Source organism: Streptomyces sp. NPDC090021, from assembly GCF_044748225.1.
In the GTDB taxonomy this organism is placed as follows: domain Bacteria; phylum Actinomycetota; class Actinomycetes; order Streptomycetales; family Streptomycetaceae; genus Streptomyces.
Window position 1 is genome coordinate 127948 of sequence record NZ_JBIVFO010000018.1, and the last position, 12899, is coordinate 140846.

The following is a 12899-nucleotide window of genomic DNA, read 5'->3' on the forward strand; positions in this document are numbered from 1 at the left end:
GGACTGGGGCCGCGGGGGCGGGGTCGGGGGTGGGGGTGGGGGTGGGGGTGGGGGTGGGGGTGGGGGTGGGTGCTCACCCCCGCAGCCCCACCCTGCCCCGCCCGCCCCGCTCACCCGCGCTCCGGCTCAGCCCGCTTCGGGCTTCGGCGCCTTCAGGACCTTGCTGACCCACTCCAGGGAGCCTTCCTTCATGCCCCGGACGTAGTGCCAGCCGTTGTGCTCACCGTTCTGGATGTCGCGGATGGTCGTCTTGATCGGCCCCTTGCCGTACTGCTGCTGGAACTTCGTCATCCGGTCCTTCCCGGACTCCTTGGTGCCGATCTGGAAGTTGATGTAGACCTCGGGCCCCTTGGTGTCGATCAGCTTCTGGGCGAGCTTCTCGGGGTTGTTCGCGTCCATCTCCGCCTGGTGGCCCTTCCACAGCGGGGAGTCGGGGACGATCTCGCCACCACTGGCGATGACGGCCTTGAACTTGTCCGGGTGCTGGAGGACCGTCTTCATGCCGACGAACGCGCCCGACGAGGAGCCCATGAAGGCCCAGCCGTCACGGGACTTGTAGGTACGGAAGTTGGCCTTGGCGAAGGCCGGGACGTCCTCGGCGATCCAGGTGCCCATCTTGGCCTGGCCGGGGATGTCGGAGCCGTCGTAGTAGTACTTGGCGTCCGGGTTGAGCACCGGCATGACCACGATGTACGGGAGGCTGGTGCCCGCCTTGACGCCCTCGTTGATGGCCTTCTGCAGGCCGAGGCTGGTGTCGGCCCAGTAGTTGTTCGGGAAGCCGTTGCCGCCCGGGAGGGCGATGAGGACGGGGAAGCCGCTCTTGGCGTACTTCGGGTCGTCGTACTGCTTGGGGGCCCACACCCAGACGTCACCCTCGAAGCCCGACTTCGCGCCTGTGACACGGGTCTTGGCGATGATCGTGCCGTCATCGAGCTTGGCGGTCTGCTTGAAGTCCGACTTCGGGCCGGTCGGCATGAGCACGTCCGGGTCGCCGGAGGGCTTGGCCTCGGCGGACGGTGCGCCCGCGTCCGACCTGCCCTCGGCCGGCGGCGGGTTCTTGCCGAAGGTCACGGCCTCGCCGTTGCCCGAGAACCAGTCGAGCTTCCAGGCGGCGAACCCGCCGCCGCCGAGGAGCAGCGCGAGTGCGACCACGGCGCTGATCCATATTCGGCGCCGGGACCGCTTGGGCTGCGGGGGCTCGGCCTCGTGCGGGTGGCCGGCCGGGGCGGGCGGGTAGCCGTACGGCGCCTCGTACGACTGGTGCTGCGCGTACTGCGGGCGCTGCGCCTGCTCCGCGCGCTGCGGGTGCTGCGGGTGCTGCGGGTGCTGGTACTGCTGGTGGCCGCCCTGCCCCCGGGGCGGGTACTCCTGGTACGACGGCTGGTCGTCAGGCCGCGGGCGCTGCGGGTACTGGTGCACGAACTTCGCTCCGAACGGTCTTGACTGCCCCCGAGGGCAGAACGGCTGGTCTCCCCTAAGTCCTGATGAGCAAACCACCCGCACAGTTCCAAATTCGAGCAAAAAACATACGGTGATGCTGCCCGCACGAGCGGGATCTCACCGCTGGGCGTCGAGCACGTCCGCGCACCCGCCCGAGCAGCTCGATGAGCAACTCCCGTTCCTCCTCGGTGAAAGCGGCGGCGAGCGCCCGTTCCACGCGTACCGCGCCGGCGTCCGCGAGTTCCATGACCGCGCGCCCCTCGTCGGCGAGCCGGGTCTCCAGCACGTTACAAGGGCGGTCCGATGAACCCCGGCTCGGGCACCCCGACCACCTTCACGGTGGCCTCGGTGCACGGCCTCGGCCCTGACGGACCGGGACCGGGACCGCGCCCGCGCCCACGCCCGCCCCCGCCGTCAGGCCTGGGCAACGACGGTGGCGTTCCTACGGGCCCGCACGTCGGCGAGGGCGTACGGCAGCCCGGGCAACAGCAGGAACGCGGCCGCCCACAGCGGCATCGTGAGCACCGGCGCCTCCCCGGCCAGCCGGCCGGTCAGGATGGCCGCGGGCAGAGCGACGCAGAGGCCGATCGCCCAGCTCCGGAGTATGCCCAGGCTGCCCCGCCGCAGCTCCCAGACGACCGTGGCCGCCCCGACCACGGCCCAGAAGGTGATCTCGCCGGGGGTCACGGCCACCTCGGCGGTCCACCGGCGCAGGCAGGCCAGCAGCAGGAGGCAGCCGACGACGAAGATGCCCAGGCAGGCCACGCGCAGCAGCCTGCGCGGGAAGGGCGCGCGCGCCCGGGCCCAGGCCGCGGCGAAGGTGCGTACGTCGTTGCCGACGACGTCCCGCCCGGTGCGGCCTGCGGCCTCCGCGTCCTCCAGGTGCGCGGAGAGCTCGTCGAGCATCTCCCGCACGGACGCGTCGTCGATCCCGCGGTACTCCCAGTTGCTGCGGCAGGCGGCGAGTATCTGCGCGTTCGTCATGACGTGTTCTCCCCCGTGGATGGCGTGGTGGCGGTGAGGATCCGGCCCACCGGTCCGGCGAAGGCGTGCCAGTCGGCACGGCCGCGGCCTAGTTCGGCCTGCCCGGCCTCGGTCAGCCGGTAGTACTTGCGCGGGGCGCCGCCGGTCGGGGACGGGGCGCGGTACGAGGAGATGAGCCCCGACCGCTCCATCCGGGCGAGCAGCGGGTAGATGCTGCCGTCGCTGACGAGCTCCAGCCCGCCGGCGGCGAGTGCCTCGGCGAACTCGAAGCCGTACCTGGGCCGTTCGGCGATCAGGGACAGCAGGCAGAGGTCGAGCACCCCGCGCAGGAGCTGACTGCGCCGTTGGTCGCCGGCGGGCGGCGGCTCCTTCGGCAGCCTCTTTGTCATGCGGCACAAGATAGTGGGCGACTGTCTTGTGCCGCAAGGCAGTGGAGGGCTGGGCGGCGGGGGGAGGCAGGGCGGCGGGGCAGGGCGGCGGGGGCAGGACCCTCTACCCGGACGCGGTGACCCGGCGGGTGGCCGAGCGCAGCACGAGGGCCATCACCACTTCGAACACGCCGAGCAGGACGAGCCACAGCCCCAGCAGCCTGGTCAGGGCGACCGCGGAGTCCACCGGGAAGCAGAGCACGACGATTCCGGCGACGGCGCCGAGCGCACCCAGGCCGAAGAGCATCCCACGGTGGACCAGCAGGCGGTCGGCGATGGCGACGTAGACCGTGAGCAGCCCCGTGATCAGCCAGAACACTCCGACGATCAGGGACAGTGCGCCGATCGTCTGCATCGGATGGCGCAGCACGAGGACGCCGGCCAGGAAGGCCAGGACCGCGATCAGCACGCTCGCCAGCCTGCTGCCGCCTGCGTCGTTGCTGTGCGAGAAGGCACCGACGAATCGGAATCCGCCCACCACGAGCAACTGCAGGCCGATGAGCACGGCCAGGACGTGCAGGGTCTCGTCGGGCCAGACGAGCACCAGGACGCCCGGGATCAGGGTCGCGAGGGCGACGCCGAGCGCCCAGTGCCACGAGCTCCCGAGCTGGTTGAGCGTGTCCTCGGGGTCATGCTGCGCGCGTTGCGGACCCGCGTCGGGATGTACGGTCATCACGCCTCCCGGGCCACCGGCCGGTTCCCGGCCTGCCTCGGCTATTTATATCCACTTTATTCCGCTATGCGCCGATTCGCGGCTCCAGCGGGAGCGCGCTTCCGGCGACGCCGACGGCCGCACCTCCAGGACCGCCCCCGTCCCACCGGGCCCAGCCGTCTCGCGGAGGGTGATCCGGTCACCGGGTGCGAGGCGCCTCCACCTTCGCCAAGTCGGTCGTGACCTCCTCCGGCGTCACCGCGGGGGCCTCCGACGACCGGCACTCGACTTCGTTTCGCCGGGCTCGCATGCGGTTGAAGGGACGCAGCATGGAACCGAGTGGCGGGTCGAGCTGCGCGCGCACAGCCTCGTAGATGACGGTATGGCCGCCACGACTGGTCGCACGCAGTCCCTGGTTGTGCAATACCGCGGCTAGCGCTCTACGCGCGGCGTCGTAGGCCAGTGTTTTACGCACCCTCAGGATCCGTGGCCGCCAACTGCCGCGCGGAGCCGACATGGGTACGCGCCCGGACCAGTTCCGCTTCGGCCGCCTCTTGAGAAGCGGGGACTCGTTCAAGTCCGCCACCCGCGATGAGCGCGTCAACCATCGACCGCCCTTGATTCCAGCGCGTCATTGCGCCTCCGAGTCAGGATTCAGCTGCACCAGGGGACGTTCGCGAACGCTGGTGAGGAACGGATCGTCCGTACGGCCCTCCCGCGCCTCGACGGAGACCCGATGAACGTTGACCTCACGATGCAAGCGCCGTGAAACCTCCTCGGCCAGGTCGAAGAGCGCGTCGGCATCGGGGGCACCCACGACGAGGACATCCACATCGGCAGGCGGCAGCCCCGGCTCACCCTTGTACCGAGCGGCCCACGAGCCATAGATATAGGCGCGCTCCACGCCTTCGAGTCCGGCGAGCGCATCGGTGAGCACGGGCACGGGGCCGAAGGAGACGGACATGAGCTCGCTCAGCGGACGGTACAGCGGAGTATCCGTGCGGGCCTTGACGAGGCGACTGCGCCCCACTCGCCGGTCGGCCAGGATTCCACCACCTGCCAACCGGTCAACCTCCCGCAGGACAGCAGTGGGCGTAACGCCGACCTCCGCCGCGAGCTCAGTGATGCTGTACTCCCGGTCCGGGTGCAGGAGCACCAGCGCGAGGAGCTCGCCTTGCATGCGAGACCGGAGGATGGGGAGCAGACTTGGCGATACTTTCATTGGGCGCTGGATATCAAGCGTCCAATGAAAGTAACAATCGGCACTCGCACACTCACCGGAATGCTCATTGGCGCCTAGCGCGAGGCACCCCAGGTCAGCACCAAGTCGGCACGGGAACGCAGAAGGGGTCGGACTCGCTAGAGTCCAACCCCTCCTGACCTGCACGCTTGACGAATCCATCTAACATGCGGTAACGATACGATTACACGTTGAAGCGGAACTCCACCACGTCGCCGTCCTGCATGACGTAGTCCTTGCCCTCCATGCGGGCCTTGCCCTTGGCGCGGGCTTCGGCCACCGAGCCGCAGTCGACCAGGTCCGCGAAGGAGATGACCTCGGCCTTGATGAAGCCGCGCTGGAAGTCGGTGTGGATCACGCCCGCCGCCTCGGGGGCCGTCGCGCCCTGCTTGATCGTCCAGGCGCGGGTTTCCTTCGGGCCGGCCGTCAGGTAGGTCTGCAGGCCCAGCGTGGCAAAGCCGACGCGGCCGAGGGTGGCGAGACCGGGCTCGTCCTGGCCGACCGACTGGAGGAGCTCAAGGGCCTCCTCGTCGTCCAGCTCGGCGAGGTCCGCCTCCAGCTTGGCGTTGAGGAAGATGGCCTCGGCCGGGGCGACCAGGGCCGACTGCTCCGCCTTGAAGGCGTCGTCCGTCAGCTCGTCCTCGTCGACGTTGAAGACGTAGAGGAAGGGCTTCGTGGTGAGCAGGTGGAGCTCGTGCAGGAGGTCGCCCTGCTCCGTGCCCTTCGTGATGCCCTTCGAGAAGAGGGTGTCGCCCGCTTCGAGGATCTTCTTCGCCTCGACGACCGCGGCGAGGACCGCGACCTTGTCCTTCTGGAGGCGGGACTCCTTCGTCAGGCGCGGTTCGGCCTTCTCGATGGACTGGAGGTCGGCGAGGATCAGCTCGGTGTTGATCGTCTCGATGTCGTCCCTCGGCGAGACCTTGCCGTCGACGTGGACGACGTTCTCGTCCTTGAAGGCGCGGATGACCTGGCAGATGGCGTCCGACTCGCGGATGTTCGCGAGGAACTTGTTGCCCAGGCCCTCACCCTCCGAGGCGCCGCGCACGATGCCCGCGATGTCGACGAAGTCGACGGTCGCCGGGAGGATCTTCACCGAGCCGAAGATGCCCGCGAGGACGGACAGGCGCGGGTCCGGGACGCCGACGACGCCGACGTTCGGCTCGATGGTGGCGAACGGGTAGTTGGCCGCCAGCACGTCGTTCTTGGTCAGGGCGTTGAACAGGGTCGACTTGCCGACATTCGGCAGGCCGACGATTCCGATCGTGAGCGACACGTTGGCGACTTCCCGTAGCTGGAGGGGGCGGCGGCCCGGGAGTGGGCCACCGGACAGTTTACTTTCCGATGAGTGGCGGTCGATGTACGCGTGTCCGGGCCCGGATCCGGCCGCCCTCCCGCCTAGTTTGGTGGGGTGGAGCAATACAGGACGCGACCGGCCCCTCACCCGCAGCGACCCCCGGCCCAGCGCCGCGGCCCGCGGCCCGCGGGCGTGCCCGCCCAGGGAGGCGGCGCCCCCCGGCCCGCGCCCGTACGCCGCGTGCGCATGCCCCGCCCCCGGCTGACCGGCCTCGGCGGCGGGCTCTTCGCCTGCACCTCCATGGTGCTCGTCGCCGGGATCTGCGCGCTGCTCTTCGGCTCCTCGCTCTTCGTCTACGGGCTGCTCTTCCCGCCCGTCGCGGCCGCCACCGCGCTCTGGGTGCGGCCCGCCGACCTGATCACCGCGCCGATCGGCGTCCCCATCGCCTTCGCCGCCGGGGTGTGGCCCATCTCGGGCGGCTCCGGCGGCTTCGGCGGCCAGCTGATGGGGCTGGTCTCCGCACTGTCCCTGCACGCGGGATGGCTGTACGCGGGGACGCTCGTGGCCGCCCTCATCGCGCTGGTGCGCAAGGCGGTGCTCATCGGCCGGCGCCGCCTCCCCCGCCGCGTCGACTGACGGAGGGCGGGGCCGGGACCCGCCTACCGCTTCGCCGCCATCGCCGCTCCGACGATGCCCGCGTTGTTCTGGAGTGCCGCCGGGACGATCTCGGCCCGCACGCCCTCGATCAGCGGCAGGAACTTCTCCGGCTTGCGGCTGACGCCGCCGCCGATGATGAAGAGGTCCGGGGAGAACAGCATCTCCACGTGCTGCATGTACTTGCGCAGCCGGTGCGCCCAGCGCTCCCAGGTGAGGCCCCCGTCCTCCTTGGCCTTCACCGAGGCCCGCGTCTCCGCGTCGTGCCCCTTCAGTTCCAGGTGGCCCAGCTCCGTGTTCGGGACCAGCCGTCCGTCCGTGAAGAGCGCGCTGCCGATGCCGGTGCCCAGGGTGAGCAGGATGACCGTGCCGCCGCGCCCGCGTCCGGCCCCGTACGTCATCTCGGCGACGCCCGCGGCGTCGGCGTCGTTCAGCACCGTGACCGGCCGCTGCCCGCCGAGCTCGCGCGAGAGCAGCGCCGCCGTGTCGACGCCGATCCAGGACTTGTCCATGTTGGCCGCCGTACGGGTGACCCCGCCTGTGACCACGCCCGGGAAGGTCACCCCGACCGGGCCGTCCCAGCCGAAGTGGCGCACCACCTCGACGACGCAGCCGGCCACCCCGTCGGGGGTGGCCGGCTGCGGTGTCAGCACTTTGTGGCGCTCCTGCGCCAGGTCGCCGCGCTCCAGGTCCACGGGAGCGCCCTTGATCCCGGATCCGCCGATGTCCACGCCGAAGATCTGCATGGACATACCGTACGAAAGGAGTTACTTGTCGGCGACCAGTTCCGCCGCCTCGGCGCGCAGGTCGCGGCGGAGCTCCTTGGGCAGCGAGAAGGTGATGTGCTCCTCCGCCGTCTTGACGATCTCCACGTCGGCGTAGCCGCGCGCGGCCAGCCACTCCAGGACCTCCTCGACCAGGACCTCCGGCACCGAGGCGCCCGAGGTGAGGCCGACGGTGGCGACGCCCTCCAGCCAGGCCTCGTCGATCTCGCTCGCGAAGTCGACGAGGTACGCGGCCTTCGCGCCGGCGTCCTTGGCGACCTCGACCAGCCGGATCGAGTTCGAGGAGTTCTTCGAGCCGACGACGATGACCAGGTCGGAGTCCGCGCCCATCACCTTGACGGCGGCCTGCCGGTTCGAGGTGGCGTAGCAGATGTCGTCGCTCGGCGGCGAGACGAGCAGCGGGAACTTGGTCTTCAGGGCGTCGACGGTCTCCATGGTCTCGTCGACCGACAGCGTGGTCTGCGAGAGCCAGACGACCTTCGACTCGTCGCGGACGGTGACCTTGTCCACGTCGTGCGGGCCGTCGACGATGGTGATGTGGTCCGGGGCCTCGCCGGAGGTGCCGATGACCTCCTCGTGGCCCTCGTGGCCGATGAGGAGGATGTCGAAGTCCTCGTTCGCGTACCGGATGGCTTCCTTGTGCACCTTGGTGACCAGGGGGCAGGTCGCGTCGATCGTCGCGAGTTTGCCGCGCGCCGCCTCCTCGTGCACGACCGGGGCGACGCCGTGCGCGGAGAACATCACGATGTTGCCCTCGGGAACCTCCTCCGTCCGCTCGACGAAGATGGCGCCCTTCCGCTCCAGGGTCTGGACGACGTACTTGTTGTGCACGATCTCGTGACGGACGTACACCGGCGCCCCGTACTGCTCAAGGGCTTTCTCGACGGCGATCACAGCTCGGTCCACGCCCGCGCAGTAGCCGCGGGGCGCGGCGAGCAGGACACGGCGGGAAGCGGGAGCAGGGGCGGGAGCAGTCATGTGCTCCATCGTACGGGGGTCTCCAGCAGGCCGAACGTCGCCCGTTCGGCACAGACTGACCGGGAGGCCCGCAAGAACGTCCCACCCATCACCCGGAGGACTGATGGCGTCCGCCACGGATTCCAGCAGGGCCCCGGGGTCCGCGGCGCTGCGGCGGAGTCTCGGCTTCCGGGACCTGGTGGTCTACGGGCTGCTGTTCATCGCCCCGATGGCGCCGGTCGGGGTCTTCGGCGCGCTCGACGCCGCGTCGCACGGTGCCGTCGCGCTCGTCTACCTCGTCGCGACGGTCGCGATGGCCTTCACGGCCTTCTCCTACGCGCAGATGGTGCGGGTCGCCCCGCAGGCCGGCTCGGTCTTCACCTACGCCCGCAAGGGCCTGGGCGAGGGGCCGGGGCTGATCGCGGGGTGGATGGCGATGCTGGACTACCTGCTGATCCCGGCGGTCGCGTACCTCTTCTCGGGGATCGCGATGAACGCGCTGGTCCCGGAGGTCTCCCGGTGGGTGTGGACGGCCCTGGCCGTGGTGGTGACCACCGGGCTCAACCTGTGGGGCGTACGGGTGGCCGCGCGGGTGGGGTTCGCCGTGCTGGTCATGGAGGTGCTGGTCCTGCTGGTGTTCGTGGTGGCCGCGGTGGTCGTGCTGGTCCAGGACGGCCCCCGGCGCGGCTGGCTCTCACCGCTGACCGGTGACGGCTCGCTCGGCTTCAGCACGGCGGCGGTGCTGGGCGCGGTCTCCATCGCGGTCCTGTCCTACCTGGGCTTCGATGCCATCGCCTCCTTCGCCGAGGAGGTGACGGGGGGATCGGAGCGGGTGGCGCGGGCGCTGCTGTGCTGTCTGGCGCTGGCCGGGGCGTTGTTCGTCGTCCAGAGCCATCTCGCGGCGCTGCTGATGCCGGTGTCCTCGGCGGAGCTGGCGGCGGATCCGGCCCGGCAGGGCCCGGCGTTCTACACCGCGGCGGAGGCATCGGTCGGCTTCTGGCTGCACGACCTGGTGGCGATCAGCAAGGCCGTCGGGGCCGCGTTCGCCGCCCTCGCGGGGCAGGCGGCGGCTGGTCGGCTGGTGTTCGCGATGGCCCGGGAGCGGCGGCTGCCGCGGGCGCTGGCGCGGACCTCGGACGGCACCCCGCGGGCCGCCCTGCTGGTGGCGGCGACGGTCACGCTGGTCGCCGCCGTGTGGGCGGCGCGGCGCGACGACGGACTCGACCACCTGGTCTCGGTCGTGGACGTCGGGGCGCTGGTGGCCTTCACCCTGCTGCACGCCTCGGTGGTGGGCTGGTTCGTGGTCCGGCGGCGGGAGGGCCGGCCGAACTGGTGGAAGCACCTGGTGGTGCCGGTGCTCGGGGCGGTGGTGACGGTGGCGGTGATCGTCGAGGCGTCCCCTGCGGCGCAGGCGGTGGGTGCGGTGTGGCTGGCGGCAGGCCTGGCCCTGCTCCTCGCCCAACGCGGCCGACGCCCCGCCGCCCCCACGGCAGGGGCCGGGGACGGGGACAGGGCAGGGGCCGGGGACGGCGAGTAGCCCGGGCCGCGGCGGCGGAGGCCCGGGGCCGCGGTGCCGGGGCCGGAGGGCGAGGCCGAGGCCGAGGCGCCGGTACCGGTACCGGTACCGGCGGAGCCCGGGGCCGCCGAAGCCGCGGCGGCGGTGCCGGTACCGGCGGGAGCCCTGGGCCGCAGGAGGCCCGGGGCCGCAGGAGGCCCGGGGCCGCAGGAGGCCCGGGGCCGCGGGAGCCGCGGGGTGCAGGGGCACTCCTGGCCGGATCCCGGGCTCGCGAGCTGCCTGGTGGGGCGGGGCCGTCCAGTGGGGCGGGCTGCCTGGTGGGGCGGGCCGTCCCGAGGAACAGGCCGTCCCGAGCTACAGGCCGTCCCGAGGAACAGGCCGTCCCGAGCTACAGGCCGTCCCGAGGAACAGGCCGTCCCGAGGAACAGGCCGTCCCGAGGAACAGGCCGTCCCGAGGGGCGGGCTGTCCCGAGGGGCGGGTGGGGTTGGGCTTCCGACACCGGCACGGGAGGCTGACGCCGTGTCGGTGGGGCCGGATAGCCTGCGCACATGGGTCTGAATACGTCGGCCGAGGCGCCGTTGCCGGTGGGCCAGGTGTCCCGGCTCATCGGGGGCTGGATCGAGCGGCTCGGCCAGGTGTGGGTGGAGGGGCAGATCACGCAGCTCTCGCGGCGGCCGGGGGCGGGGGTGGTCTTCCTGACGCTGCGCGACCCGTCGCACGACATCTCGGTGAGCGTGACCTGCTTCCGCCAGGTCTACGACGAGGTCGCGGACGTCGTCTCCGAGGGCGCGCGGGTCGTCCTGCTGGCCAAGCCCGAGTGGTACGCCCCGCGCGGGCAGCTGTCCCTGCGGGCGACGGAGATACGGCCGGTCGGCATCGGCGAGCTGCTCGCCCGGCTGGAGCGGCTCAAGCGGTCCCTGGCGGCCGAGGGGCTCTTCGCGCCGGAGCGCAAGAAGCCGCTGCCCTTCCTGCCGCAGTTGGTCGGTCTGGTGGTCGGGCGGGCGTCGGCGGCCGAGCGGGACGTCCTGGAGAACGCCCGGCGCCGTTGGCCGGCGGTCCGCTTCGAGGTGCGCAACGTCGCCGTGCAGGGCGTGCACGCCGTGCCGCAGGTGGTCCGGGCGGTCAAGGAGCTCGACGCCATGGACGAGGTCGACGTGATCATCGTGGCGCGCGGCGGCGGCAGTGTCGAGGACCTGCTGCCCTTCTCCGACGAGGAGGTCGTACGGGTCGTCGCCGCGGCCCGTACCCCGGTGGTATCGGCGATCGGCCACGAGCCGGACTCGCCGCTGCTGGACCTGGTCGCGGACCTGCGGGCGTCCACGCCCACGGACGCGGCGAAGAAGGTGGTCCCGGACGTCGGCGAGGAGCTGGAGCGCGTACGCCAGCTGCAGGGCCGGGGGCTGCGCGCGGTGAGCTCCCTGCTCGACCGGGAGGAGCGGGGGCTCGCGCACGCCCTGGCCCGGCCGGTCTTCGTCCATCCGCAGCGCATGGTGGAGCTGCGGGAGGACGAGCTGGACTCCCTGCTGGCGCGCAGCAGGCGCACGCTGGGGCACCTGCTGGACCGGGCCGACTCGGAACTCGCCCACACGCTGGCCCGGGTGGTGGCGCTGTCGCCGGCCGCGACGCTGGAGCGCGGGTACGCCGTACTGCAGCGGGCGGACGGCCACGTGGTGCGCTCGCCGCAGGAGGTGTCGGCGCGGGAGGTGCTGCGCGCCCGGGTGGCGCAGGGCACGTTCTCCGTCGAGGTCTCCCTGTCGGATGCGTCGGACCTATTGGGCGCGGCAGACGCACCGGACACGGCCGAGGCTTCGCAGTAGCGCCATACGCCATACGGCCGCAATCACGTGGTCGCACAACACGCAGAGGATGGACGAGGGAATGACAGAGGCCGATACGGCGCTGGGGTACGAGCAGGCCCGCGACGAGCTCATCGAGGTGGTCCGCAAGCTGGAGGCCGGGGGGACCTCGCTGGAGGAGTCCCTCGCGCTCTGGGAGCGCGGCGAGGAGCTGGCGAAGGTGTGCCGGCACTGGCTGGAGGGGGCCCGGGCCCGGCTGGACTCGGCGCTGGCGGCGCGCGAGGCCGCCGAGGGGGAGTGACGCCGGTCACGACCACACCGGTTTAGTTGAAAGTTCATCTACTTGCGCCGTAGAGTCATGGACATCGCTTCACGTCCGTATGGAAGAAGGCTTTCCCGATGTCTCTCGTACTTGACTCCGCCGCGCAGGACCTGCTGTTCCGCGAGGCCCGCACCGCCAACTCGTTCTCCGACGAGCCGGTGACCGAGGAGCAGGTCCAGGCGATCTACGACCTGGTGAAGTTCGGCCCGACCGCCTTCAACCAGACCCCCCTGCGCATCACCCTGGTCCGCTCCCCCGAGGCCCGCGAGCGCCTCGTTAAGCACATGGCCCCGGGCAACGACGCCAAGACCGCGACCGCCCCGCTGGTCGCGATCCTCTCTGCGGACAACGAGTTCCACGAGGAGCTCCCGCAGCTGCTGCCGCACTTCCCGCAGGCCAAGGACGCGTTCTTCTCCGAGCGCCCGGTCCGCGAGCGTTCCGCGCTGCTGAACTCCGCGCTGCAGGCCGCGTACTTCATCATCGGCATCCGCGCCGCCGGTCTGGCCGCGGGCCCGATGACCGGCGCCGACTTCGCCGGTATCCAGAAGGAGTTCCTGGACGACGACCACACCCCGATCATGGTCGTCAACATCGGCAAGCCGGCCGCCGAGGGTGCCTGGTTCGACCGCTCCCCGCGCCTGGCCTTCGACGAGGTCATCACGACCGTCTGATCGCCTCCGCAGGGACGCGAGCTGCGCGGACGTGTACGAAGGGGCGGGGGGGCCCGGGGGGGGGGGGGGGCCGGCCCCGGGGGGGGGGGGGCCCCGCGGGGGGCCCCCCCCCCCCCCCCGCGGGGCCCCCCCCCCCCCCCCCCCCCGGGCGGGCCCCCC

Annotated in this window: 13 protein-coding genes; 5 read left to right on the forward strand and 8 right to left on the reverse strand. The window is 71.5% G+C overall.

Features of this window, described 5'->3' with window-relative positions; translation table 11 throughout:
• Positions 1–126: 126 nt before the first annotated feature.
• The 6 genes from ACIPXC_RS16980 to ychF form a co-directional block, all read right to left on the reverse strand.
• The gene (locus ACIPXC_RS16980; protein ID WP_401618246.1) at positions 127–1419 is read right to left on the reverse strand and encodes an alpha/beta hydrolase; all 1293 of its coding nucleotides are present in this window, start codon (positions 1417–1419) and stop codon (positions 127–129) included.
• Between the two features lie 435 nt (positions 1420–1854).
• Entirely contained in the window at positions 1855–2424 is a 570-nt protein-coding gene (locus ACIPXC_RS16985) for a hypothetical protein (RefSeq protein WP_401618248.1), read from the reverse strand.
• Positions 2421–2813, reverse strand: a complete 393-nt coding sequence (locus ACIPXC_RS16990; RefSeq protein ID WP_401618251.1) for a PadR family transcriptional regulator — start codon at positions 2811–2813, stop codon at positions 2421–2423. The genes ACIPXC_RS16985 and ACIPXC_RS16990 overlap by 4 nt, the downstream gene beginning before the upstream one ends.
• Before the next feature lie 103 nt (positions 2814–2916).
• A complete protein-coding gene (locus tag ACIPXC_RS16995; RefSeq protein ID WP_401618254.1) occupies positions 2917–3525 on the reverse strand; it encodes an HdeD family acid-resistance protein in 609 nt (202 codons plus the stop codon).
• A 610-nt stretch (positions 3526–4135) separates the two neighbouring features.
• Positions 4136–4684: an ArsR family transcriptional regulator gene (locus tag ACIPXC_RS17000; protein ID WP_401618256.1), complete on the reverse strand. Its 549-nt coding sequence runs from the start codon at positions 4682–4684 to the stop codon at positions 4136–4138.
• 244 nt (positions 4685–4928) lie between these two features.
• On the reverse strand, positions 4929–6017 hold the full coding sequence (ychF, locus tag ACIPXC_RS17005) for a redox-regulated ATPase YchF (protein ID WP_401618259.1): 1089 nt from the start codon (positions 6015–6017) through the stop codon (positions 4929–4931).
• A 267-nt stretch (positions 6018–6284) separates the two neighbouring features.
• Between ychF and ACIPXC_RS17010 the strand changes: the two genes are divergently transcribed.
• Positions 6285–6674, forward strand: coding sequence for a DUF6542 domain-containing protein (locus ACIPXC_RS17010; RefSeq protein WP_401618262.1), 390 nt, complete (start codon positions 6285–6287; stop codon positions 6672–6674).
• Positions 6675–6697: 23 nt separating this feature from the next.
• Here ACIPXC_RS17010 and ppgK read toward each other — a convergent pair whose 3' ends face one another.
• Both ppgK and ACIPXC_RS17020 read right to left on the reverse strand, forming a co-directional pair.
• A complete protein-coding gene (gene ppgK, locus ACIPXC_RS17015; protein ID WP_401618265.1) occupies positions 6698–7438 on the reverse strand; it encodes a polyphosphate--glucose phosphotransferase in 741 nt (246 codons plus the stop codon).
• Between the two features lie 21 nt (positions 7439–7459).
• A complete protein-coding gene (locus ACIPXC_RS17020) occupies positions 7460–8464 on the reverse strand; it encodes a 4-hydroxy-3-methylbut-2-enyl diphosphate reductase (RefSeq protein ID WP_401618268.1) in 1005 nt (334 codons plus the stop codon).
• A gap of 94 nt (positions 8465–8558) precedes the next feature.
• Here ACIPXC_RS17020 and ACIPXC_RS17025 point away from each other — a divergent pair, with 94 nt between their 5' ends.
• The 4 genes from ACIPXC_RS17025 to ACIPXC_RS17040 all read left to right on the forward strand — a co-directional run bounded on the left by ACIPXC_RS17025 (position 8559) and on the right by ACIPXC_RS17040 (position 12740).
• On the forward strand, positions 8559–9971 hold the full coding sequence (locus ACIPXC_RS17025; protein WP_401618271.1) for an APC family permease: 1413 nt from the start codon (positions 8559–8561) through the stop codon (positions 9969–9971).
• 528 nt (positions 9972–10499) lie between these two features.
• The gene (gene xseA / locus ACIPXC_RS17030; RefSeq protein WP_401618274.1) at positions 10500–11768 is read left to right on the forward strand and encodes an exodeoxyribonuclease VII large subunit; all 1269 of its coding nucleotides are present in this window, start codon (positions 10500–10502) and stop codon (positions 11766–11768) included.
• Between the two features lie 61 nt (positions 11769–11829).
• Entirely contained in the window at positions 11830–12048 is a 219-nt protein-coding gene (locus tag ACIPXC_RS17035) for an exodeoxyribonuclease VII small subunit (protein WP_401618277.1), read from the forward strand.
• Positions 12049–12146: 98 nt separating this feature from the next.
• Positions 12147–12740, forward strand: coding sequence for a malonic semialdehyde reductase (locus ACIPXC_RS17040; protein ID WP_401618280.1), 594 nt, complete (start codon positions 12147–12149; stop codon positions 12738–12740).
• The last annotated feature ends 159 nt before the right edge of the window (positions 12741–12899 follow it).